At 72.4% G+C, this 21,074-nt stretch carries 24 protein-coding genes and 1 pseudogene; 12 read left to right on the top strand and 13 right to left on the bottom strand.

Annotation, left to right across the window (positions count from 1 at the left end):
* The first annotated feature begins 6 nt into the window (after positions 1 to 6).
* The 4 genes from AB0M54_RS34405 (at position 7) to AB0M54_RS34390 (ending at position 4,512) form a co-directional block, all read left to right on the top strand.
* Entirely contained in the window at positions 7 to 1,965 is a 1,959-nt protein-coding gene (locus AB0M54_RS34405; RefSeq protein WP_364475934.1) for a biotin carboxylase N-terminal domain-containing protein, read from the top strand.
* Complete coding sequence (locus AB0M54_RS34400) at positions 1,958 to 2,554, top strand: TetR/AcrR family transcriptional regulator (protein ID WP_364321946.1); 597 nt, start codon at positions 1,958 to 1,960, stop codon at positions 2,552 to 2,554. The genes AB0M54_RS34405 and AB0M54_RS34400 overlap by 8 nt, the downstream gene beginning before the upstream one ends.
* An 80-nt stretch (positions 2,555 to 2,634) precedes the next feature.
* A complete protein-coding gene (locus AB0M54_RS34395) occupies positions 2,635 to 3,339 on the top strand; it encodes a DivIVA domain-containing protein (RefSeq protein ID WP_364321949.1) in 705 nt (234 codons plus the stop codon).
* Between the two features lie 12 nt (positions 3,340 to 3,351).
* Positions 3,352 to 4,512, top strand: a complete 1,161-nt coding sequence (locus tag AB0M54_RS34390) for a glycosyltransferase (protein ID WP_364475932.1) — start codon at positions 3,352 to 3,354, stop codon at positions 4,510 to 4,512.
* Between the two features lie 207 nt (positions 4,513 to 4,719).
* Here AB0M54_RS34390 and AB0M54_RS34385 read toward each other — a convergent pair whose 3' ends face one another.
* The 6 genes and pseudogenes from AB0M54_RS34385 to lexA form a co-directional block, all read right to left on the bottom strand.
* The gene (locus AB0M54_RS34385; protein WP_364476003.1) at positions 4,720 to 5,481 is read right to left on the bottom strand and encodes a SigB/SigF/SigG family RNA polymerase sigma factor; all 762 of its coding nucleotides are present in this window, start codon (positions 5,479 to 5,481) and stop codon (positions 4,720 to 4,722) included.
* A gap of 129 nt (positions 5,482 to 5,610) precedes the next feature.
* A pseudogene (locus AB0M54_RS34380) lies at positions 5,611 to 5,766 on the bottom strand (AbfB domain-containing protein); the annotation flags it as partial.
* A gap of 24 nt (positions 5,767 to 5,790) precedes the next feature.
* A complete protein-coding gene (locus AB0M54_RS34375) occupies positions 5,791 to 6,201 on the bottom strand; it encodes an MmcQ/YjbR family DNA-binding protein (RefSeq protein WP_364475930.1) in 411 nt (136 codons plus the stop codon).
* A gap of 146 nt (positions 6,202 to 6,347) precedes the next feature.
* Positions 6,348 to 6,956 (bottom strand): DUF998 domain-containing protein, encoded by a 609-nt coding sequence (locus AB0M54_RS34370; RefSeq protein ID WP_364321958.1) that lies wholly within the window; start codon positions 6,954 to 6,956, stop codon positions 6,348 to 6,350.
* A gap of 96 nt (positions 6,957 to 7,052) precedes the next feature.
* Positions 7,053 to 8,474, bottom strand: a complete 1,422-nt coding sequence (locus tag AB0M54_RS34365; RefSeq protein ID WP_364475928.1) for a serine hydrolase domain-containing protein — start codon at positions 8,472 to 8,474, stop codon at positions 7,053 to 7,055.
* Between the two features lie 46 nt (positions 8,475 to 8,520).
* On the bottom strand, positions 8,521 to 9,162 hold the full coding sequence (gene lexA / locus AB0M54_RS34360) for a transcriptional repressor LexA (RefSeq protein ID WP_364321964.1): 642 nt from the start codon (positions 9,160 to 9,162) through the stop codon (positions 8,521 to 8,523).
* A 94-nt stretch (positions 9,163 to 9,256) separates the two neighbouring features.
* On the opposite strand from lexA, the gene AB0M54_RS34355 reads away from it, so the two are divergent.
* Positions 9,257 to 9,556 (top strand): hypothetical protein, encoded by a 300-nt coding sequence (locus AB0M54_RS34355; protein WP_364321967.1) that lies wholly within the window; start codon positions 9,257 to 9,259, stop codon positions 9,554 to 9,556.
* Between the two features lie 42 nt (positions 9,557 to 9,598).
* A complete protein-coding gene (locus AB0M54_RS34350) occupies positions 9,599 to 10,027 on the top strand; it encodes a TIGR03618 family F420-dependent PPOX class oxidoreductase (protein WP_364321970.1) in 429 nt (142 codons plus the stop codon).
* 21 nt (positions 10,028 to 10,048) lie between these two features.
* On the opposite strand, the gene AB0M54_RS34345 is transcribed toward AB0M54_RS34350, so the two are convergent.
* Complete coding sequence (locus AB0M54_RS34345; RefSeq protein WP_364321973.1) at positions 10,049 to 10,678, bottom strand: aldo/keto reductase; 630 nt, start codon at positions 10,676 to 10,678, stop codon at positions 10,049 to 10,051.
* A gap of 70 nt (positions 10,679 to 10,748) precedes the next feature.
* Between AB0M54_RS34345 and AB0M54_RS34340 the strand changes: the two genes are divergently transcribed.
* Positions 10,749 to 11,621, top strand: a complete 873-nt coding sequence (locus AB0M54_RS34340; RefSeq protein ID WP_364475926.1) for an AraC family transcriptional regulator — start codon at positions 10,749 to 10,751, stop codon at positions 11,619 to 11,621.
* A 101-nt stretch (positions 11,622 to 11,722) separates the two neighbouring features.
* Positions 11,723 to 12,664, top strand: coding sequence for a hypothetical protein (locus tag AB0M54_RS34335; RefSeq protein ID WP_364321979.1), 942 nt, complete (start codon positions 11,723 to 11,725; stop codon positions 12,662 to 12,664).
* Position 12,665: 1 nt separating this feature from the next.
* On the opposite strand, the gene AB0M54_RS34330 is transcribed toward AB0M54_RS34335, so the two are convergent.
* Positions 12,666 to 13,658 carry an aldo/keto reductase gene (locus tag AB0M54_RS34330; protein WP_364475924.1) on the bottom strand — a complete coding sequence of 331 codons (993 nt, stop codon included), beginning with the start codon at positions 13,656 to 13,658 and terminating at the stop codon, positions 12,666 to 12,668.
* Positions 13,659 to 13,760: 102 nt separating this feature from the next.
* On the opposite strand from AB0M54_RS34330, the gene AB0M54_RS34325 reads away from it, so the two are divergent.
* Complete coding sequence (locus AB0M54_RS34325) at positions 13,761 to 14,603, top strand: helix-turn-helix transcriptional regulator (protein ID WP_364321985.1); 843 nt, start codon at positions 13,761 to 13,763, stop codon at positions 14,601 to 14,603.
* Here the strand turns inward: AB0M54_RS34325 and AB0M54_RS34320 are convergent.
* The 4 genes from AB0M54_RS34320 to AB0M54_RS34305 all read right to left on the bottom strand — a co-directional run bounded on the left by AB0M54_RS34320 (position 14,600) and on the right by AB0M54_RS34305 (position 16,866).
* Complete coding sequence (locus AB0M54_RS34320; protein WP_364321988.1) at positions 14,600 to 15,388, bottom strand: AbfB domain-containing protein; 789 nt, start codon at positions 15,386 to 15,388, stop codon at positions 14,600 to 14,602. The genes AB0M54_RS34325 and AB0M54_RS34320 overlap by 4 nt on opposite strands.
* Before the next feature lie 110 nt (positions 15,389 to 15,498).
* Positions 15,499 to 16,080 (bottom strand): TIGR03086 family metal-binding protein, encoded by a 582-nt coding sequence (locus tag AB0M54_RS34315; protein WP_364321991.1) that lies wholly within the window; start codon positions 16,078 to 16,080, stop codon positions 15,499 to 15,501.
* On the bottom strand, positions 16,067 to 16,534 hold the full coding sequence (locus tag AB0M54_RS34310) for an SRPBCC domain-containing protein (protein WP_364321994.1): 468 nt from the start codon (positions 16,532 to 16,534) through the stop codon (positions 16,067 to 16,069). The genes AB0M54_RS34315 and AB0M54_RS34310 overlap by 14 nt, the downstream gene beginning before the upstream one ends.
* The gene (locus AB0M54_RS34305) at positions 16,531 to 16,866 is read right to left on the bottom strand and encodes a metalloregulator ArsR/SmtB family transcription factor (protein ID WP_364321997.1); all 336 of its coding nucleotides are present in this window, start codon (positions 16,864 to 16,866) and stop codon (positions 16,531 to 16,533) included. Before AB0M54_RS34305 ends, AB0M54_RS34310 begins: the two co-directional genes overlap by 4 nt.
* Before the next feature lie 119 nt (positions 16,867 to 16,985).
* Between AB0M54_RS34305 and AB0M54_RS34300 the strand changes: the two genes are divergently transcribed.
* Positions 16,986 to 18,572, top strand: coding sequence for a hypothetical protein (locus AB0M54_RS34300; protein WP_364475922.1), 1,587 nt, complete (start codon positions 16,986 to 16,988; stop codon positions 18,570 to 18,572).
* On the opposite strand, the gene AB0M54_RS34295 is transcribed toward AB0M54_RS34300, so the two are convergent.
* Complete coding sequence (locus AB0M54_RS34295) at positions 18,559 to 19,464, bottom strand: RNA polymerase sigma-70 factor (protein WP_364475920.1); 906 nt, start codon at positions 19,462 to 19,464, stop codon at positions 18,559 to 18,561. The genes AB0M54_RS34300 and AB0M54_RS34295 overlap by 14 nt on opposite strands.
* 94 nt (positions 19,465 to 19,558) lie before the next feature.
* On the opposite strand from AB0M54_RS34295, the gene AB0M54_RS34290 reads away from it, so the two are divergent.
* Entirely contained in the window at positions 19,559 to 20,047 is a 489-nt protein-coding gene (locus AB0M54_RS34290; protein WP_364322005.1) for a carboxymuconolactone decarboxylase family protein, read from the top strand.
* On the top strand, positions 20,047 to 20,856 hold the full coding sequence (locus AB0M54_RS34285) for a hypothetical protein (RefSeq protein WP_364475918.1): 810 nt from the start codon (positions 20,047 to 20,049) through the stop codon (positions 20,854 to 20,856). The genes AB0M54_RS34290 and AB0M54_RS34285 overlap by 1 nt, the downstream gene beginning before the upstream one ends.
* The last annotated feature ends 218 nt before the right edge of the window (positions 20,857 to 21,074 follow it).

Genomic DNA, 21,074 nt, shown 5'->3' with positions numbered 1-21,074 from the left:
GCACCCATGATCACGTCGGTACTGGTCGCCAACCGGGGCGAGATCGCGAGCCGGATCTTCCGTACGTGTCGCCGGCGCGGGCTGGGCACGGTCGCGGTGTTCTCGGACGCCGACGCCGGCAGTCCCCACGTTCAAGAGGCAGATGCAGGGGTACGCCTCCCCGGCGCTTCCCCGGCCGACACGTACCTCCGGGGTGATCTGATCATCGAGGCGGCCCGCCGCGCCGGGGCCGACGCGATCCACCCCGGGTACGGGTTCCTCTCCGAGAACGCCGGCTTCGCCCAGGCCGTGCTGGACGCCGGGCTGACCTGGATCGGGCCGTCGCCCTCGGCGATCGCGGCGATGGGCTCGAAGGTGTCGGCGAAGAGCCTGATGGCCTCCGCCGGCGTCCCGGTGCTCCCCGGACTCGACCCCGCGTCGATCGCCGCGGCCGACCTTCCGGTGCTGGTCAAAGCATCGGCCGGGGGCGGCGGACGCGGGATGCGCGTGGTCTCCGACCTCTCCGAGTTGTCGGATGCGGTGGCGGCCGCCTCCCGGGAAGCGGCCTCCGCGTTCGGCGATCCGACCGTCTTCTGCGAGCGCTACCTGCCGGCCGGGCACCACGTCGAGGTGCAGATCCTCGCGGACGGGCACGGGACGATCTGGGCGCTCGGCGAGCGGGAGTGCTCGTTGCAGCGCCGGCACCAGAAGGTGATCGAGGAGGCGCCCTCGCCCCTGGTCGAGCGGCTCGGCGGCGACCTGCGCAAACGGCTGCTGGCGGCGGGCCGGGACGCGGCCGCCGCGGTCGATTACGTCGGCGCCGGGACGGTCGAGTTCCTGGCCACCGCCGACGGCGACTTCTGGTTCCTCGAGATGAACACCCGGCTCCAGGTCGAGCACCCGGTCACCGAATGCGTGACCGGCGTCGACCTGGTCGCCCTCCAGCTCGACGTGGCGTCCGGCCGGCCGCTGACCGGCCCCGAGCCCGAGATGACCGGCCACGCCATCGAGGCCCGCCTGTACGCCGAGAGCCCGCTCGACGACTGGCGCCCCCAGACCGGCACGGTCGCCGCCTTCGAGATCAGTGGTAGCCAGGGGCGGTATCCGGGCGCCGGATACCGCGAGGAGCTACCACTGCTGCGGGTCGACGCCGGCGTCGAGGCGGGCACGGTCGTGGGGCCGCACTACGACGCGATGCTGGCCAAGGTCATCTCCTACGCCGCCACGCGTGACGAGGCGGCCCGGAGCCTCGCGGCCGCGCTCCGCCGCGCTCGCCTCCACGGCGTCACCACCAACCGCGACCTGCTGGCCGGCAGCCTGCTGCATCCGTCCTTCCTGGACGGCACGGCCGACACCAGCTTCTACACCGCCCATCCCCCGGCGACCCTGATCCACTCCCCCGACCCGGGCCTCTTCGCTCTCGTGGCGGCGGTGTCCGACGCGGCCGCCGGACGCGGCCCGCTGCTGCCCGGCGTGACGAGCGGCTTCCGGAACATTCCGGTCGGCCACCGGCGCCGGACCTACGCGGTGGGCGACCACCCGATCGACGTGCGCTACCGCTTCACCCGCGACGGGCTCGACGCTCCCGACCACCCCTCGGCCACCCTGGTGCGGGCGGACGCGGACACGGTCGTGCTCGACGTGGACGGTGTGCGCCGGCGGTGGACGGTCGGGCGCTTCGCCGATCGGGTCGTCGTCGACGGACCGGACGGGTCGGTGGAACTGCGGGTGGTGCCGCGCTTCGCCGACCCCTCGGCCCAGGTGGCGGCCGGGGCGCTGGTCGCGCCGATGCCCGGGACGGTGGTGCGGGTGGGCGTGGCCGTGGGCGAGACGGTCACGGCGGGACAGCCGCTGGTCTGGCTCGAGGCGATGAAGATGGAGCACGCGGTCCGAGCCCCGGGCGAAGGCACCGTGGGCGAGATTCCGGTGACCCTGGGTCAGCAGGTGGGCCAGGGCACCACGCTGGTCGTGGTCGAGGATGACTGAGACGGCGCCGAAACAGGACCGCAGCCGCGCGACACGCCGAAGGCTCCTGGAGACCACCATCCGATGCCTCGCGACCCATGGATGGGAAGCTTCCACGGTCGGTTTCATCGCGGCGGAGGCCGGGATGAGCCGGGGTGCGGTGCAGCATCACTTCCGTACCCGGGAAGATTTGATCTTGGGGGCCCTGGAACACATGTTCGCGGAACGCGCCGCGCAACTCGACACCCTGCCGGAACCGCGGGGCGCCGGGCCGCAGCGCATCCACCGCGTCGTTGCCGGGCTGGTCGAGGGCATGCGGGGCGAACTGTTCCAGGCCGCGCTCCAGGTGTGGGCGGTGGCCGCGGCGGACCCCGAACTGCGTGCTGCGGTCGTACCCCTGGAAAGGCATTTTGCGCGGGCCATGCACCAACGGGCGGTCCGGCTGCTCGGCGTCGACGATGCCGACCCGGCCCAGCGGGCGATGGTGCAGGCAACCCTCGATCTGGCCCGTGGGCTGGCCCTGGCCGACGTCCTGACCGACGATTCGCGAAGACGGGCGGGTGTCGTCCGGGCCTGGTCGACGCAGCTCGCACACGCTTTGGCACCCTGAAAGAACGCCCGTACGTGACCATGGACACTACGAAGGAGCCCCGGATTGCTTAAAATGCCTGCCGCACCATCCGCCGCCGTATGAACGAGGACCCCACGATGCCGCTCACTCCCGCAGACATCCACAACATGGCGTTCAAGAAGCCGCCCATGGGCAAGCGTGGATACGACGAGGAGGAGGTGGACGCGTTTCTCGACGAGGTCGAGCAGGAGCTGATCCGGCTGCTCGAAGAGAACGGCTCCCTCCGCGACCGGGCCCAGCGCGGCGGCCCGCCACCCGGCGGGGCCGCGTCGACGATGGTGCTCAACTCCGAGTTCGCCGAGATCGCGGCCCAGCTCGAACGCGCACAGGAGGCCCGGGCCCGGGCCGAGCAGAGCGCCCGCAACACGCAGGACCAGCTCGAACGCGCCCGGCGCTCCACCCCGCCGACGCCGCCGCCGATCGCCGGTGACGACGACCGCAACCAGCGCGTGCTGGCCATGGCGCAGCGCACCGCGGACGACCACATGCGCGACGCCGAGCACGAGGCCGAGCAGGTGATGGGCACCGCCCGCAGCAAGGCCGAGCAGATCACCAGCGAGGCCGAGATCAAGGCGGCGACCATCGAGAGCGACGCGCGGCGCAACCACAGCGAGGCGCTGAGCACGCTGACCGCCAAGCGGTCGGCCACCCTCGACGAGATCGACCGCCTCGGCATGCTGGCCCGCAGCTACCAGACGGCACTCAACGACCACGTCACCCAGCAGCTGCGCGAGCTGAACAGCGTCCCCGCCGGCGACGACTGAGGCCGTTCGCCGGTGCGCATCGCGCACTTCAGTGACAGCCACCCGGGCCGGCCGGACGGGGTGTCGGCCTCGGTCGGCCGCACGGTCGCGCTGCTCCGGTCGGCCGGGCACCTGGTCCGTGACCACCGGCCCGGCCGGCTGCTCGGGCGGCTGCGGCCGGACGAGCTCCGCTCGGTGCCGTACCCGGTCCGGCGCATGCGGGTGGCGGTCCCGTGGGGCGCCGGGCCTTCGGTTCCGGCCGACGTGGTGCACATCCATACGACGGGTACGGCCGGAATGACCGGGTTCGCGTACGCGGCCCGGCACCGGCTGCCGGTCGTCGTCACCTGGCACATCGACATGCTGGCCTACGTCCGGCACTACCCCGACCTGGCGTTCGCGGCCGCCTCGTCGGCCCACCGGATGCGCCTCGGCTGGTCGGCCCGCGACTACCTGGAACTCACCGACTGGAACGGGCGGCGGCACCACCGGCTCGCCGTGCTCGGCCATGGGCTGTTCGCCCGTACCCACCTGATCCTGGCGCCCTCCCGGAAGGCCGCGGCGTCGCTGGCCGCCGTCGGTCACACCCCGTCGATCCGGGTCCTGCCCACGCCGGTTGCCCTTCGCGCGGCCACCATCGCACCGCGCTCCGGCGGGCCGGTCGTCCTCTGCGTCGGGCGGGTCACGCCGGAGAAGAATCCGGCGCTGCTGCTCGCCGCGTTCCAGCTGGTGCTGCGCTCGTTCCCCGACGCCCAGCTGGTCTTCGTGGGCGCACACCAGGGCCGGCCGACGGTCAGGCGGGCCGCCGACCGCCTCGGGCTGGGCGACCGCGTCTCGTTGATCCCGCCGGTGCCGCCGTCGTCGGTCGATGACTTCTACGCGAGGGCCGACGTGTTCGCCTTCCCGTCCCTGACCGACACGCAGGGGCTGGTGCTGGCCGAGGCGGAGGCGGCCGGGGTGCCGGTCGTGGTCGCCGACGCGGCGCTGGCCCACCGCATCGACCCCGCCCTTCCGCCCCGGGTGACCGCCTCGCCCGACCCCGAATCCTTCGCCGCGGCGATCGTCAGCCTGCTCAGCGACACCCCGCTGCGCGCCGCCGTGGTGTCGGCCGGCCACCGCGACATCGCCGCCCACACCCCCGCGCGCTACCTGTCCCTCCTCACCCAGGCCTACCGCGACGTCAGCTCACGCTGATCACGGCCGAACTCACGCTGCCAGGTGCCCACTCGCCGGATGCCGCCCCACAACAGAGCAAGCGATGCCGGGCTGCGACTGGCGCTGGGTATCAGCCGGCTGACAAGGGTGTGCGCCGCGGCAGGATCACGCGGTGGGAGATGCGCCAGCCGGTCTCGGTGTGCACAGCCACGTCGCAGCCCTGGCTGATCCACGAGACGCCCTGGATCAACCGTCGAGGTGGGTGCGGAGCTTGGCCAGGGCCTTGGTGAGCAGGCGCGAGACGTGCATCTGGGAGACGCCGATGCGGGTGGCGATCTCCGACTGGGTGAGGTTGCCGTAGAAGCGCATGGACAGGATGCGCTGCTCGCGCTCGTCGAGGGCGGCCAGCGCGGGGCCCAGGGCGACGCGCAGCTCGGCCAGCTCGTACCCCTTGTCCTCGCTGCCGAAGGTGTCGCCCAGCTCGCCGCTGCCCTCCTCGCCGGCGGGGGTCGACAGGCTGGTCGGTGCGTACGCGCGGGCGCCCTCGAGACCCTCCAGCACCTCCTCCTCGGTGATGCCGAGGTGGGCGGCGACGTCGGCGGCGGTCGGCGAGCGGCCCAGCGTGTGGGTGAGCTCGTTGGTGGCCGCGGTGATCTCCAGCCGCAGCTCCTGCAGGCGCCGCGGGACCCGGATGAACCAGGTCCGGTCGCGGAAGTGCCGCTTGATCTCGCCGACGATCGTGGGTACGGCGAAGCCGGAGAACTCGACGCCGCGGTCGGGCTCGAACCGGTCGACGGCCTTGATCAGCCCGACCATGGCGACCTGGGTCAGGTCACCGAGCGGCTCGCCACGGCCGTGGTAGCGGCGGGCCAGGTGTTGCGCCAGGGGCAGCCAGGCCTCGATCGCACGGGCGCGGCGGGCGGCGCGGGCGGGGTCGTCGGCCGGCGTGAGGGCGAACTCGGTGATGAGGTCGCTGGCGGCGGTGTCGGCGAGCACGGATGCGTTCACGGGACCCTCTCCCCTTGCCGGTCGGCAACGTTTGCCGTCGGGCAAACATAACCGTACGGCCAGACGCCGCCAACCGAAAGGATGAGGGACTTGGCGATTCGTCGGCTTATGAGGTGATCGGAAGGTGGCGTCCTGCCGGTCGCCGCTCGGAGAAGCGCTGCTCAGTGGGTCGATGCGAAGCACGAAGTCGCAGTGACGCAGGTAGCGGCCGGGATAGTTATAGGACCCGAACGAGACCAGGCGGCGTCGGCCAGGCCCGCCACGCGGGAGAAGGTGGCGTCGCACGTACCCGCTGGGTACGTTCCGGATTTACGAATCGTCGCGCTTCAGCCACGCCCGGCGGCGCGCCTCCGACGCCCGGGCCAGCCAGGCGTCCTGGATCACCTCGGCCAGCTCGGCGCGCGTGATCTCGCCGAGGCGGGCGGCCCGCACCAGCACCGACAGGTGGCCCTCGAAATGCGGCGTGGTGAAGAACGGCGTGGTCTCGTCCTGCACCAGGGCCTGCTTGTCCGCGTCCGACTCCACCCAGAAGACGATCACGTCGGGATAGCGTTCCCCGGTCGCCGGGTCGACCGCGTCCGGTCGCGGGTTCCGGAAGAACACGAACGACTTCCCGCCGACCTGGTAGACCGGGTTCTTCCCGCCGCCGTACTCGACCTTGACATGCGGCATCCCGAGCGCGATCTCATGCACATCCTCGACGGTGGCCGCGTCGGTCATCCGCCCAGCCTAGTGCCGATCCAGCCCCGCGCCGGCCTTCCTCCACCAGGCCGCGCCGCGCCGCAGCTCCGGGCCACTCGCCCGGCCCCGCCCCGCGTCACCTCGGGGCCGCCCGCCCAAGCACGCCGCGCCGCGCCGCATCCAGATCAGCGCACGGCCGCGCCAGCCGGATCGGCACGCCCGGATCGATCATCGTCCTGCCCCCGTTCCACCCGGACCGCCGCGATCGCCAGCCACACCAGGTTGACCAGGATCAGCACCCGCTCGGCCGCACCGATCCCGGGCATCGACGGCCCGTCCATGACGTCGATCATGAACACGGCCAACACCACAGTAGTCATCGCCGACACGACGGCCAGCCCCCGCAACGCCCGCGTACGCCCGAGCAGCACCGCCGCGACCGGAAACACCGCGAACGCCGTCCACGCCGCCGCGCCATGCAGCATGTCCGAAGTGGACGCCTGATCCCACCGTCCGGGCGGATCCGCCGGAAACACCCCGGCCACCAGCACCCCAGCCGCCCAGCACCCGAGCGCGATGCGGCCGACGCCGGCGCGGACCAGCCAGGTCACCCCGGCCGAGGCCACTCCGATCCCCAGCAGCGCCACGGTGATCAGCCACCCGGCCGTGAAGTTCACGTAGCGGCTGACCATCTCACCGACCGGGTCCACCTCCGGATTGACCGCGTCCGCCGCCACGATCGCCGCGGCCGACACCCCGAGCAACGCCACGATCCCCCATCGCATCCTTGTCATGCGAGCAAGCTAGGAGCGGGCGACCCACCCGGTCGTCGTCCGAATGACGTCACCCACGGATACGCCGCACGGAGACGTTCTGCACCGACGGGAGTACTACGCGACGTCGGGCCGGGTCATCAGCGGCGACCGCAGGTGGAGCGTCAGGCCGGGGCCGGTCAGGGGCACCGTGTTCCACGTCGCCACCGCGGTTCCGGCGTCGGCGTCGACCGCCAGCCGGACCCGGTGCGGGGTGGTGATGACGTACAGGTCGGCGACGAAGGTGTTGCCCTGCCAGGCGCCGGCCGCGACGACCGGGCGGCCGAGCGGCACGCTCTCCCGCCACTCGCCGTGGCCGGCCGCGATGGTGAGGGACGGCCCGAGCCGCAGGAGCCATCCGCCGTCCGTGGGCTCGACGGACACCGCGGTGCCGTCGGGCAGCGGTGCATCCGCGGCGGAGCCGTCGAGTTTCGCCTCGGCCGAGCGTCCCGGGGCGGCCACGCCCGGCACCGGCGGCAGGGACAGCCCTCGCAGGCGATCGGCCAGGATCTCGTCGTCCCGGGGGCTGTCCCCATGGTCCAGACCGGGCAGCAGGCAGCCCCAGATCGCGTCCAAGGCCAGCTGCTCATCGGTCGTGGCCGAGGTCAGGGCAACCACGAGATCGTGTTCGGGTACGACCAGGCATTGCTGGCCGTTGTGACCGTTCCCGAAGTAGCCGTGCCGCGACATCCAGAACTGGTACCCGTACCCGTGGAGGAAGTCGGCGCCGGCCGCACCCGTCTCCGGGGGCAGGGTTTCGACGTGCCGGCTGGTCGCGAGCCGCACCCAGGCGCCCGGAACGAGTTGCCGGTCGCCCCACCGGCCCTCGCGCCGCAACAACTCGCCGAACGCGGCCACCGCCTCGGTCGTGAGATGCAGCCCGTGGAATCCGAAGGCGGCCCCGCCGGCCACCCGGTCCCACTCGGCGTGATCGACGCCCATCGGCTCGAACAGGCGCTCGTCGAGCAGCTCGGGCAGACCGCGGCCGGTCACCCGTTCCACCATCCGGGCCAGGAGGAACGTGGTCGCGTTGTCATAGGCGTGCCGGGTCCCCTCCGGGTCGGGGAACGGCACGCGCAGGAAGCCCTTGACCAGGTCGCCCGGTTCCAGCCGCCAGGCCTCGGCCAGGCTGTCCGTCCGGTGCCCGCTCGTCATCGACAGCAGATGATGGACGGTGATCCGGCGGCCCTGCTCCGGGATGCCGGCCGGGACGTGGTCGGGCAACACGTCCACCACCCGGTCGTCCAGCGAGAGGAGCCCGTCGGCGATCGTCAGCCCGACCGCGACCGAGGTGAACGACTTCGTCAGCGAGTACAGCAGATGAGGACGCCCGGCCGAGAAGGGCGCCCACCAGCCTTCGGCCACGACCCGGCCGTGCCGCACGACCATGATCGAATGAAGCTCGACGGACAAGGCGTCGAGCCGGTCCAGCAGCGCGGCGATCGACCGGGACGACACCCCGGCGGCGGCCGGCGTGGCGCGCGGCAACAGGTTGGGCACCCCGGCACGGTAACCAACCGCCCGGTCCGGCCCCACTGAATAACCGCTACGTCTGGCGGAGGACCGAGACGACCTTGCCGAGGATGGTGGCCCGGTCGCCGTCGATGTCGGCGTACGCGGGATTGCGGGCCTCGAGCACGACGTGGCCGGAGCGGCGGCGGTAGACCTTGACCGTCGCCTCCTCGTCGATCATCGCGGCCACGATGTCGCCGTTGTAGGCCTCGGACTGCTGGCGCACCACCACGATGTCGCCGTCGCAGATGGCCGCGTCGACCATCGAGTCGCCGCGGACCCGCAGGCAGAACAGCGTGCCCCGGCCGACCAGGTCGCGGGGCAGCGCCAGCACCTCGTCGTCGGCGCTCTGCTCGGCCAGGATCGGGGCGCCGGCGGCGATGTCACCGACGACCGGGACGCTGACCGTGGCCGGCTCCCGGCGCTGGCGGGGCGGCCGCAGGAACATGCGGATGTCGACCGGGCGGCTCACCGTGCGGCCGCGGCGCAGGAAGCCGTACTCCTCCAGGGCCCGCAGGTGCCGGCCGACCGAGGACGCGCCGAGGCCGAGCGTGTCGCCGATCTCGCGGGTGGACGGTGAGTGGCCGTGCCGGATCGCCCAGTCCCGGATGACGGTCAGCACCTGCCGTTGCCGCTCACTCAGGGTCGACGTGTCGAGGTCCTCATCCGGTAGCACCTCCCGATCCTGCCTCACGGTGACGACGCAGGTCGCGAGGCACGCCGGAGACCGGGCTCTCGGAACTCATCACTTCGGACGGTAGCGTGTCGGCATGACGGGGAGGTTCCGGGACAGGTGGTGGCTGCTCCTGCCGATTCTGGGGTTCAGCTGCCTGGGCGGGGCGGCGTTCATCTATCTCGGCGCGCGGACCCGGCGGGCCGGCTGGTGGATCGCCGGGATCGTCTACCTCGCGCTCGGCTGGACCGCGGTCTACACCTTGCGGGACGCCGATCCGGACGGCCGGCTGTACCGCTGGGCGATGGGCCTGGCCTTCGGCGTGTGGATCGCGAGCATCGTCCACGCCTTCATGATCAACCCTTCCTGGCAACGCTGGCGCGCCACCCATCCCTGAGGACGCCGGTCGGCGACGGGGTCGCGGCGTAGGGTTCGGCGCATGACGATGACGTTGGAAGCGGCGTGGGAACTCAGCCGGGGCGACTCGGGCCTGGCGATCGTGTCGACACTGCGGGCCGATCAGACCATTCAGGCGTCGCTGGTCAACACCGGGATCGTCAAGGGAGACCTGGCGTTCGTCACGTACGGGCCGGTCAAGCTGGCCAATCTCCGTGCGCGGCCGCAGCTGACCGTGACGTTCCGCGACGGCTGGCAGTGGGCGGCCGTCGAGGGCCGGGCCGAGCTGATCGGGCCCGACGACCCGCGCGACGGCGTTGACGCCGAGGGCCTGCGCCTGCTGCTGCGCGAGATCTTCACGGCCGCCGGCGGCACCCACGACGACTGGGACGCCTACGACCGCACCATGGTCGAACAGCGCCGCACAGCCGTCTTCGTGACCCCTACGCGCGTCTACAGCAACGCGTCTTGACGATCTTGGAAGGGTGACCATTCACCCACGTGGAGCGGAGCGACCCTCGGCGGGAGCGACGGTCTGAACCACCCACCGGCCCACGACATCAAGCTCTTGACCGTCAGTATCTGACGTCGCCGGCGAGCAGGGGCGGGTAGACGGCGCGGTCAGCCAGGCCGGCGTGTTCGAGAAGCCGATGTACCGGATCTTGCCCGCCCGGACCAGGTCGTCGAGGGCGCGCATGGTCTCCTCGATCGGGGTGTTGCGGTCCCAGTTGTGCAGCCAGTAGAGGTCGACGTGGTCGGTCTGCAGCCGGCGCAACGACTCGTCGAGCTGAGCGGTGATCGAGCCTCGGCCGGCGCCGCCGCCGTTCGGGTCGCCGGGGAACATGTTGAAGAAGAACTTCGTCGCCAGCACCACGCGGTCGCGGCGGCCGGGCTGACGGGCGAACCAGTCGCCGAGGATCTTCTCGGAGTGGCCGTTGGTGTAGAAATTGGCGGTGTCGATGAAGTTGCCGCCCCGGTCGAGGTAACCGGCGAGGATCTTCTCGGACTCCTCGACGCTGCTGCCGGCGCCGGGCGGATCCTCCCCGAAGGTCATCGCGCCGAGGGCGAACGGGCTGACCCGGAGGCCGGAGCGGCCGAGCGTCACGTAATGGTCCAGAGGCATGTCACAAGCCTCTTCCCGAGAGCGCCGCGGGGGTAGTCAGGAGCACCGGCGGTCTTGCACAATCCTCCCCGTGGAGCTGGAAACCCTCATCGAGCGGCACGCCCGGCCGGACATGCGCACGCGCATACCGGGCCTGTTCCTGTCGCGCGTGACCGGCAGTGACCACGAGTTCTCGATGACCGACCCGTTGCTGGTGGTGATGGCGCGCGGCGGCAAGCGGCTGCTGCTCGGCGACCGGATGTACGAGTACCGGGCCGGCGAGTGCCTGATCGTGACGACCGGTGTGCCGGTGAGCGGCCACTTCTTCGACACCCCGGCGCTGGGCCTGGGCCTGACGCTGCGTCCGGAGACGATCACGCCGCTGCTGCTGTCCGCTCCCCCGGCCCGGCCGTCCGCCGCCCGGTCGGCGCTGGCCACCGGCCCGGCCGGCCCGGCCCTGCTGGACGCGGTCACCCGGCTGGTCCGGCTGCTCGACGAGCCGCGCGACGTCGAGGTGCTGGCGCCGCTGTACGAGCGGGAGATCCTGTGGCGCGTGCTGACCGGCCCGCACGGCGAGTCGCTGCGGCAGATCGCCCTCGCCGACAGCAACCTGTCACACGTCAACCGGGCCATCGGCTGGCTGCGCGCCAACTACGCCGAGCCGATGCGGGTCGACGACCTGGCCCGCCGGGCCGGCATGAGCGCGTCCGCGTTCCACCGCCACTTCCGCGACGTCACGGCGATGAGCCCGCTCCAGTTCCAGAAACGGCTCCGCCTCCAGGAGGCCCGTTCGCTGCTGCTGCTGGCCCGCCCCGACGACGTGGCCGGCGTGGGCCACCTGGTCGGCTACGACAGCCCGTCACAGTTCAGCCGCGAGTACCGCCGCCTCTTCGGCGCCCCGCCCGGCGCTGACGCGGCGCGGTTGCGCTCGGCCGCCGGCCCCCTCGAACCGAGCCTTCCGTGACGGCGGTCAACCTTTAACAAGCACGACACACCCGGCGGATGAACCTGGCCGGTGCCGGATCCGTATCGCAGGGTGATCGACATCTGTCACCGGGAGCACACATGGACGTCACCGCCACAGACGGCCGCGAGTCACCGCCGTCCATCTCCGACTATTGGCCGGACCTGCCGCATCGGATCGCCGAGGCCGACTACTACACCGAGGAACCGACCGTCCCGTTCCCGCCCGCGCCTCCGGCTGACAACCGGCCCACCCTCCCGCTGCCCCCGAAGAAGTCGCCGCGCCCCAGGTCACGCCGCCGGCCGGTGGTGCTGTCGGCGCTGGCCGTGGTGGTGCTCGCCGCCGCGGGGACGTACTTCTACACCCAGCGCCCCGCCCCGACCGCGACCGCTACGCCGACCGCGACCCCGACCGAGGAGAAGGCCGCCGCACCGCAGCTGGTCTCCGCCCCGACCGGCGACCGGACGACCGCGGTGTTCGTGGTGACCAGCAACGCGTCGGCGGTGCGGATCCGGGCCGGCAACACCGAGACCGACCTGTTCCGGGTGAGCAGCCCGGACGGCGGCAGCGTCCGCCCGGACACCAGGCTGGACGGCGACACCGTGAGCCTGAGCCTGGTCGCCACCGGCAAGCCCGGGCCCGAAGCGGTCGACGTGATCCTGTCGGCCGCGGTGCGCTGGACGCTGCGGGTCGACGCGTCGATCAACAACGCCGACATCGACGTCACCAAGGCGGTGGTGGATCGGGTCGACCTGGCCGGGGACGCCGCGGACGTCCTGCTGCGCCTGCCGCAGCCGAGCGAGACGCTGCCGGTTCGCGTCACCGGTGACATCAACCGGCTGAAGGTGTCCGCCGGCGGCGCGGCCCCGGTCCGGGTTCGAGCGCGCGGCGGCGCGGGCAGCGCCACGATCGAGGGCAAACTCGTCCGCGGCGTCGCCCGCGGCACCGTCTTCGAGCCGGGCGCCTGGCGCCGCGCCGACGACAAGGTCGACGTGGACGTCCGGGTGGGGCTGGGCTCGATCAACGTCGAGAAGCCGAAGTGACTCAGTTGCCGACGTCAAGGAACGCCATCATCGGCGCCGGGTAGCGGTCGCCCCGGGCCGCGCCCAGCGGGACCGCCTTCTCGATCTCGGCCAGGTCGTCGGCGGTCAGTGTCAGGTCGAGCGCGGGCAGGGCCTCGTTCAGCCGTACGCGGGTCCGGGCGCCCACCACCGGCACGATGTCGTCGCCCCGCGCCGCCACCCAGGCGATCGCGAGCTGGGCCACCGTGCAGCCCTTCGCCTCGGCCACCCGGGCCAGCCCGTCGACCAGGCCGAGGTTGTGCCGCACGTTCTCGCCCGCGAACCGGGGCATGATCGCGCTGCGCGGGTCGCCGGCCTTGTCGGCCGACCAGTGCCCGGAGATCAGGCCGCGGCTCAGCACGCCGTACGCGGTCATTCCGATCCCCAGCTCGCGCAGCGTGGGCAGCACCTCGTCCTCGACGCCGCGGGAGATCAGCGAGTACTCGATCTGCAGGTCGGCGATCGGGTGCACCGCGTGCGCGCGGCGGATCGTCTCGGCGCCGACCTCGGACAGGCCGACATGGCGCACGTACCCCGCCTCGATCATCTCCTTGACCGCACCGACCGTGTCCTCGATCGGCACGTCCGGGTCGAGCCTCGCGGGACGGTAGATGTCGACGTGATCAACCCCCAACCGATTCAGCGTGTACGCCAGGAAGTTCCGCACCGCCTCGGGCCGGCAGTCGGCCGGGCCGAACACCCCGCCCGGCCCGCGCATCTGCCCGAACTTGACGCTGAGCTGGTAGCTGTCCCGGTCGACGCCACGAAGCGCCTCGCCGAGCAGCAGCTCGTTGTGACCCATGGCGTAGAAGTCGCCGGTGTCGATCAGCGTGACGCCCGCGTCCAGAGCCGCGTGCACGGTGGCGATGCTCTCCGCGCGGTCGGACGCGCCGTACGCCTCACCCGACATGCCCATCGCGCCCAGCCCGAGCGCCGAGACGGCCGGCCCGGTCGTTCCCAAGTTTCGTTTCCGCATGCCTCCACCCTGGGCCGGGCCCGGGCCGGCCGGGAGCGGAGCGTTCATCGTGGGAGAGCCACTCCCTGGATGCACGCCGCCGGATCCGGCCATCATGGGGACATGCAGCGTGAGCAGCTAGCCGACTTCCTGCGCCGCCGCCGCGAGGCGATCCGGCCGGCCGAGGTCGGGCTGGCCGACGGCCCGCGCCGCCGCACCACCGGGCTGCGCCGCGAGGAGGTGGCGATGCTGGCGGGCATGTCGGTCGACTACGTCGTACGCCTGGAGCAGGCCCGCAGCAGCCAGCCCTCGACCCAGCTGCTCGGCGCGCTGGCCCGGGCCCTGCGACTCTCCGACGACGAGCGCGACCACCTGTTCCACCTGGCCGGCCACCAGCCGCCCCCGGCCGACGGCCTCGCCCGCCTGGCCCGCGCCGGTCTGGTCCGCCTGCTCGACCTGCTCGACGGCACCGCGGCCGTGGTGATCTCCGACCTGGGCGAGATCCTGGCCCAGAACCGCACTTCCATGCTCGTGGCCGGCGACCACACCGCGCTGACCGGCGACCGGCGCTACCTTCCCTACCGCTGGTTCACCGAACCGGAGGTCCGCGACATGCACACGGCCGAGGACCGCGACCGCCACGCCCGCGAGATGGTGGCCGACCTGCGGGCCACGGCCGGCCGGCGGCCCAGCGACCCGGTCGTCACCGGCCTGATCGAGCGCCTGCTCACGGCCAGCACCCGGTTCCGCGACCTGTGGGAGGAACATGAGGTGGCGGTCCGCCGGGCCGACCGCAAGACCCTGATCCACCCGCGGGTCGGTCCGCTGGTGATGGACTGCGAGACGCTGATGACCCCCGACCAGGGTCAGAAGCTGCTGGTGCTCACGCCCGCCGACGCCGAGACCCGCGAGCGCCTGGCCCTGCTGCGGGTGCTGGGCACCGAGGAGTTCCCGGTCGGGGCCTAGGGCGGCGGGCGGAGGCGGACGCGCATCGCCCTGGACGCTGACACCGGTGACAAGGCCACGCGGGACCACTGCAGGGCCAGCCGCCGGTCCGGGTAGTTGACCGCCCGCAGGGTCAGCCCGTCCCCGGCCGCGGGCTCGGGGCAGAACGTGGCGTCGGCCCGGAACAGGCCGGAGCCGTCGTGGCGGTTCAGGCGCAGCACGAAGTCGCGGTGGCGCAGGTAGAAGTTGTCGTGGTTGGTCGCCTCGAACGACAGGCAGTCGTCGTCGGCCAGCCCCGGCCGCACCACGAACGTGGCATCGGCCCGGTCGAGCGCCCGGCTGGAGCCGCCGATCGGGTCGGCCCGGGCCACGAAGTCACGGTGCCGCAGCAGCAGGCCGGACTGCCCGTTGATCTCCAGCGCGACCGGCTTGTTCAGCCAGGCCGCCCAGGCCGGCGGCCGGGCCGTTCGCGACGGCGGGGCCGGTGCCGGCGGCCGGGGCCGGTGCGACGGCGGGGCCGAGGTCCGGCGGGGCGCGGCCACGTACTCCGCGGTCGGCCCTCCGGTCGGCGCCGCCGACGGCGACTCCAGCGGCGGCACGCTGATCGTCGCCTGCGGCGCCGGGTTGAGCGGCGGCATCGACCCGAAGTCGTACGGGGTGGCGCGCGCCTCGAGCGGCCCGGCGCCCTCGCGCGGGGCCAGCGTGAGCGTCACCAGCACGGCCAGCGCCACCACCGCCGCGATCAACAGGCCCCAGAAGGTGAGCGAGTCCCGATCACCGCGGATGAAATCACGATACGAAGTCAACGAATTCCTCGGATCACGCAGGATCACGAATGGGAGCAGAGGAATCGTCGTATATGGACGCGCCGCACGCAAGCCCTGACTGTCCGTCCTGATTGATGAATTACGGTGAGCTACGTCAGCGCGGGAGTCCAGAACGGGTCGCGGCCGATGAAGCCGAGCAGCCGGGTCTGCGGGCCGGCGTCGGCCGGGACGGGCACCCGGGGGCCGTACTGGCCGGAGTTGCGGATCAGCTCCTCCATCGGCTCCATGCCGGCCACCAGCAGCGCGCAGTAGCCGGCGTCGAGCCGGTCGTCCTGGCCGGTGGCGCGGGCCAGGTCCCAGGTGTGCATGAACACGTCGGTCGTGTAGAACTGGTCGATCGCCCGGTCGAGCGGGACGTCGCCGATGTGCGGGTTGGACAGCGTTCGCCCGGCCGTCGCCGGGTCGTCGAGCAGCGTCTGCACCGCGTCGTACCGGGACCGCCAGGCCGCGACCGGGTCGTCGTCGACGCCGGGGCCGGGCGGCAGGTCGACGCCGGCGCCGCCGGCCAGGAACGGCGGGAACCATTCGACCAGGTGGCGGACCACGTCGCGGGCCGCCCACCCGGCCACCGGCGCCGGGGCGTCCCAGTTCTCGGCCCCGTTCACCCGGTCGGCGAAGACGCCGCCGATCTGACGGTGGCGTTCCGCGGGGGTGAGCTCAGACAAGGTCATCGGTCAGCATCCTCTCGAGTTTCGCGTGCCCGTCGGTCAGGCCGGCCTCCATGCCGCTCGTCAGCCAGGCATCCCGGCTCGCGAAGCTGTCCACCAGGGACTGTGAGCGGAGCCGGGACCGGCCGTCGCCGAGGTCGTCGAACCACAACGTCTCCAGGGCGACCCCGTCGGGGTTGCCCTCGTAGGTGAATGTCTGCACGATCCGGCCGGGCTGGATCTCGTGGAAGCAGCCGTGGAACGCCCACTCACCGCCGTCCCCGACCGACCGGTAGCGGTAGCTGCCGCCGGTACGGGCGTCCCAGTGGTCGATGTGCGTCCGCAGGGAATCGGGGCCGACCCAGCGCGCGAACAGGTCCGGGTCGGTGTGGGCCCGCAGCAACGCCGCCGGAGTGGCCCGGAACTCCCGGCTGACCCGGATGATCGGAACGGCCGGGTCGGCCTCGATCACGGTCATCGCGGGGGCTCCTCGTCCATGGCGGCCAGCACCCGGTCGAGGCGCTCGTACCGCTCCTCGGCCCGGCGGCGGTACCGCTCGATCCAGTCGTCCATCCGGTCCAGCGCTCCGATCTCGAGATGCACCGCGCGCGGCTGACGCCCCGGCGGCCGGCTCACCACGCCCGCCTCCTCGAGCACGCGCAGGTGCTTGTAGACCGCCTGGAGGCTCATCGCATAGGGCTCGGCGAGCTGGTTGGCGGTCGCGTCGGCCGCCGACAACCGCGCCACCATGTCACGCCGGGTGGGGTCGGCCAGGGCCGCGAAGACCCGGGACAGCGTGTCGCTCGGCATCGACGACCTCGTCCTTTCAACTAATCGGTTAAAAGGCAACGTAGCCCTCGATCACGAGCCGGTCAACCGGTTGGCGGAAGATCCAGCGCGCGCGGGGCCGGGCGGGGTGTGCTGGTGGGATGATCGCCGCGCTGGTCGCCGTTCTCCTCGCCGCCGCCACACCGGTCCCGGCGGCACCGGTGGCACCACACGTGGTGGCCGTGGACGCGGCGGAGATCCCCGACCGGGTGAGCGGGCGCGCCGACGACCCCCGCTGCGGACCGGCCGCGCCTTCGCCGGTGCCCGACGGGAGGCCGATCCGGGTGGTGATGCCGCCGGCCAAGGCGTTCACCGTGGGGGCGATCCCGGCCGCGATGTGGCGGCGCCCGCCGGTGACCGACCCGACGTGGCGGCTCACCTTCCAGGGCCTGATGTGGGTGCGCCCGCTGGCCCGCCGCGCCGCCCTCGACGGCCAGCAGAAGTCGCTGGCCGCGCTCGTCCGCCAGGTCGTGCTCTTCCATCGGCAGAACCCCGACCCCGGCTCCAACGGGTACGGGTGGGACGAGGGCACCGCCCTGCGCCGGTTGGAGGCGGAGAACTGCCTCTTCACGCTGACCCGGTCGGCGGCGCTGATCCCGGGCATGACCGCGGACGTGCGCGTGCTCACCGGCCCCCGCTACTACGGGCCGCCGCGCTACGCGGTGCACAACCACGGTCTGATGGCCAACCTGCAGATGATCCGCGCGGGCCAGATCATCCCCCGGCCGGCCTGGACCCGCATCGCGGTGGACCGGCTGCTCCACGAGGCGCCGCTGGGCTTCTCCCGGCAGGGCGTCTCGCTGGAGCAGTCCTCGATGTACCAGCTCACCAACGCCACGCTGTGGGAGCGGGCGGCCGGCCAGCTCGGCGCCCACCCCGAGGCGCAGAAGCGGATCCGGACGACCGTGAACCGGGCGTACCTGATCTTCAGCTTCATGACCGAGTTGGACGGGAAGATCTCGCAGATCGGGGACTCGGACGAGACCGCCGGGCGGCCACGCGACCTGAAGGCGAACCGGGCGGTGCGCGACGACCAGGCGGGCTGGGTGATCGGGCGCTGGGGCTGGACCGACCGGAACGCGCCGCACTACACGATCCGGTACGGCCCGGCGCGCCGCGCGCACGGACACGAGGACCGGGCCGGCGGCGTCACCTGGTCCACCCTGGGCGTCCGGGTGCTGGTCGGGCCGGGGCGGTTCAGCTACGACCGCACCGTCCCGTACGCCCTCTATCAAACTCGGCCGGACGGGCAGAACGTCGCGGTGCCGGCCGGTGGGACGGCTCGGGGCGGCACGTCGGCGATCACGAGTACGTTCGAGCCCACCCGCCACGTCTTCGTCGTCAAGGACACCGTGTACGGCAAGGCGCACACCCGGGGCGTGACGACCAACTCGACGATCGGCCGGATGGTGGTGTCCGACGCGTTCACCGGCGTCAACCGCTGGCGCCAGCACTGGCACCTCGACCCGGACTGGGTGCGGCAGCCCGGGCCGGCGCTGGTCTTCAAGCACCCGAGCGGCCGCCGGCTCACCGTCACCACGACCGGCAAGGTGGCCGCCGTGCTGCGCGGCGCGACCAGCGGCCCGTACGGCTGGCACTTCCCGCGCTTCCAGGTCCGCGAGCCCTCGTACCAGATCATGATCGACAACCTGGGCAACTGGACGACGACGACGTTCAGAGTCGGCTGAGCGGGGTCGGCGCCGTCGCGCGGGACAGCTTCGAGGGGTTGCGCACGTAGTAGAGCCCGGTGATCCGGCCGCCGGCCATCGCGGCCGTCATGATCCCGTCGAGGTCGCCGTTCAGGCGCATCATCAGGGCCGGGTTGCCGTTGATCACAATCGGCGCCACGGTCACCGGGTCGGTGACCCGGCTGGTGCCGCGGATGAGGAACCGGGCCACCCGGTCGGCGCCGACGATCGGGTTCAGCGCGGCCTGCACGACGCCACCGCCGTCGGCCAGCGCGACCACGTCCGGCGCGAGCACGTCGAGCAGGCCCTGCAGGTCGCCGGTCTCCAGGGCCCGGCGGAACGAGTCCAGCGCGACCCGGGTGTCGGCCGCGGACACCGTCTCGCGCGGCCGGCGGGCGTCGACATGCCGGCGGGCGCGGTGGGCGATCTGGCGTACGTTGGCCTCGCTCTTGCCGACCGCCTCGGCGATCTCGTCGTACCCGACGGCGAACGCCTCCCGCAGCACGAACACGGCCCGCTCGGTCGGCGACAGCGTCTCCAGCACCAGCATCATGGCCATCGACAGGCTTTCCGCCAGCACCGCGTCCTCGGCCACGTCCGGGCTGGTCAGCAACGGTTCGGGCAGCCACGGGCCGACGTAGTTCTCCTTGCGCCGGGCCAGCGTGCGCAGCCGGTTGAGCGACAGCCGGGTGGCGATCCGGACCAGATAGTTGCGGTGGTCACGGACCTGGTCCAGATCGACGCGGACCCACCGCAGCCAGGTGTCCTGCAGCACGTCCTCGGCGTCGGCGGCCGAGCCGAGCAGCTCGTAGGCGACGGTGAAGAGCAGGTTCCGGTACGCGACGAAGGCGTCGGTGTGGTCGGTCATGTCACTGTCGGTGCGGTCAGTCATGTCACTGTCGGTGTGGTCAGTCATGTCACCGTCGGCGTGGTCGGTCATGTCACCCAGGACACCGCCCGCCCGGCTCCTGTGACAGGGTCGCGGGATGGCTCACATCGATCTGGGTGACAACCCCGCGCCGGGCATCCGCGGCCTGCTGGCCTACCGGCCCGACACCGGGCGGGCGCTGATGCAGCTGGCCGACACGCTGCTGCGCTCGTCCGACGGCCTCACCCCCGGCGAGCGCGAGCTGATCGCGGCACACGTGTCGAAGCTCAACGACTGCACCTACTGCGAGTTGTCGCACGCGGCCGTGGCGTCGCTCCACCACCCGGCCGTCTCGGCCAAGCTGGAGGCGCTGCTGCGGGTGGCCGCGGCCACCCGCGACAGCGGCCACGCCGTCACCGACGACCTGGTGTCGCAAGCCCGGGCCGAGGGCGCCACCGACGTCGAGATCCACGACACCATCCTGATCGCGGCGGCGTTCAGCATGTTCAACCGGTACGTCGACGGCCTCGGCACCGCGGCACCGACCGACCCCGCCGCCTACCTTCCCGGTGCCGAACGCATCCACCGGCACGGCTACACCTCCTGATGCGCCCGGTCACCGGCGGCCTGATCCGCGGCGGCCTGATCCGCGGCGGCCTGATCCGCGGCGGCCTGATCCGCGGCGGCCTGGTCCGCGGCGGCCTGGTCTGCGGCGGCATCACGGCCGCGGCCCTCTGCGTGCCGCTCGGTCTCCTCGATGAATACCAGGTCGACGACTACTCCGACATGGATCCCGTGATCGGCGTCTTCGGCGGCATCCTCCTCGGGGCGGTCGCCGCGGCCCTGACCCGGCTGGTGCACAGCCGTCCCAAGGCCCACGCCGTCGTGCCGTTGTTCCTGGTCCCCGGCGTGCTGGCCCCGCTGACCCTGGGCCTGGAACGCAACCGCCTGGAGGCCGCGGTCCTGTGGAGCGCGGTCGCCGTGGCGATCCACCTGCTCGTGGCGACCCGCCGCCGGCGCTGGGCGGTCCCGGCCGTCGTCCTGGTGACCACGCTCGGCGCCGGCGCCACCTGGGCCCTCCAGGAACGCTGGCGCGCCCAGGAGTTCGAGGCGATGAGCGTGCCGCTCTACGTGCCCGAGGTGCCCGGCTACCGCCTGACCGGCACCCACGCGGGCCGCTCGATGCTGATCGAACGCCTGGAGAAGGACCGGCGCGCCCTCGACGTGAGCGTCGACCGCGCCTATCCCGGCTGCCCCACCCGGACCGACGCCGAGGTGACCCAGATCTGCCTGCCGGACGGTTACGTGGTCACGCTGCACGCCGTCTTCCCCACCGGCACGGTCGGCGTGCGCGAGGCGACGGCCGCCGAGATGGCCCGCCACCCCGACAAAGTGGGTCTGAGCGAACCGGATTGAACGGCACCGCCACAGCCTGGCCACGTCCGTCACCGTCACCGATCGCGGGCAGCGGCCGCCCGCCCGGTGTCCCCTTCGGAGGAGGTGGGTTGCGCTGATCGACGCGCCGCCGCCTCCCCACTCGGGCACTGGGTGGGTGGAAAAGGTAGCGCGGACGGCGGCGAGGACAACGACGTTGCCCAGAGGGCTGGTGCTTTCACTCTGGGCAATAGCTGGCA

It is taken from the genome of Actinoplanes sp. NPDC051470, assembly GCF_040682035.1.
GTDB lineage: Bacteria > Actinomycetota > Actinomycetes > Mycobacteriales > Micromonosporaceae > Actinoplanes.
This window is presented reverse-complemented; position numbering and strand designations above follow the sequence as displayed.

Excerpts from the sequence above, each read along its gene's own strand:
- AB0M54_RS34405 (WP_364475934.1), top strand. The coding sequence starts at position 7 with ATGATCACGTCGGTACTGGTCGCCAACCGGGGCGAGATCGCGAGCCGG.
- AB0M54_RS34400 (WP_364321946.1), top strand. The coding sequence starts at position 1,958 with ATGACTGAGACGGCGCCGAAACAGGACCGCAGCCGCGCGACACGCCGA.
- AB0M54_RS34395 (WP_364321949.1), top strand. The coding sequence starts at position 2,635 with ATGAACGAGGACCCCACGATGCCGCTCACTCCCGCAGACATCCACAAC.
- AB0M54_RS34375 (WP_364475930.1), bottom strand. The coding sequence starts at position 6,201 with ATGACCGACGCGGCCACCGTCGAGGATGTGCATGAGATCGCGCTCGGG.
- AB0M54_RS34370 (WP_364321958.1), bottom strand. The coding sequence starts at position 6,956 with ATGACAAGGATGCGATGGGGGATCGTGGCGTTGCTCGGGGTGTCGGCC.
- AB0M54_RS34355 (WP_364321967.1), top strand. The coding sequence starts at position 9,257 with ATGACGGGGAGGTTCCGGGACAGGTGGTGGCTGCTCCTGCCGATTCTG.
- AB0M54_RS34350 (WP_364321970.1), top strand. The coding sequence starts at position 9,599 with ATGACGATGACGTTGGAAGCGGCGTGGGAACTCAGCCGGGGCGACTCG.
- AB0M54_RS34345 (WP_364321973.1), bottom strand. The coding sequence starts at position 10,678 with ATGCCTCTGGACCATTACGTGACGCTCGGCCGCTCCGGCCTCCGGGTC.
- AB0M54_RS34335 (WP_364321979.1), top strand. The coding sequence starts at position 11,723 with ATGGACGTCACCGCCACAGACGGCCGCGAGTCACCGCCGTCCATCTCC.
- AB0M54_RS34330 (WP_364475924.1), bottom strand. The coding sequence starts at position 13,658 with ATGCGGAAACGAAACTTGGGAACGACCGGGCCGGCCGTCTCGGCGCTC.
- AB0M54_RS34325 (WP_364321985.1), top strand. The coding sequence starts at position 13,761 with ATGCAGCGTGAGCAGCTAGCCGACTTCCTGCGCCGCCGCCGCGAGGCG.
- AB0M54_RS34315 (WP_364321991.1), bottom strand. The coding sequence starts at position 16,080 with ATGACCTTGTCTGAGCTCACCCCCGCGGAACGCCACCGTCAGATCGGC.
- AB0M54_RS34310 (WP_364321994.1), bottom strand. The coding sequence starts at position 16,534 with ATGACCGTGATCGAGGCCGACCCGGCCGTTCCGATCATCCGGGTCAGC.
- AB0M54_RS34305 (WP_364321997.1), bottom strand. The coding sequence starts at position 16,866 with ATGCCGAGCGACACGCTGTCCCGGGTCTTCGCGGCCCTGGCCGACCCC.
- AB0M54_RS34300 (WP_364475922.1), top strand. The coding sequence starts at position 16,986 with ATGATCGCCGCGCTGGTCGCCGTTCTCCTCGCCGCCGCCACACCGGTC.
- AB0M54_RS34295 (WP_364475920.1), bottom strand. The coding sequence starts at position 19,464 with ATGACTGACCGCACCGACAGTGACATGACCGACCACACCGACGCCTTC.
- AB0M54_RS34290 (WP_364322005.1), top strand. The coding sequence starts at position 19,559 with ATGGCTCACATCGATCTGGGTGACAACCCCGCGCCGGGCATCCGCGGC.
- AB0M54_RS34285 (WP_364475918.1), top strand. The coding sequence starts at position 20,047 with ATGCGCCCGGTCACCGGCGGCCTGATCCGCGGCGGCCTGATCCGCGGC.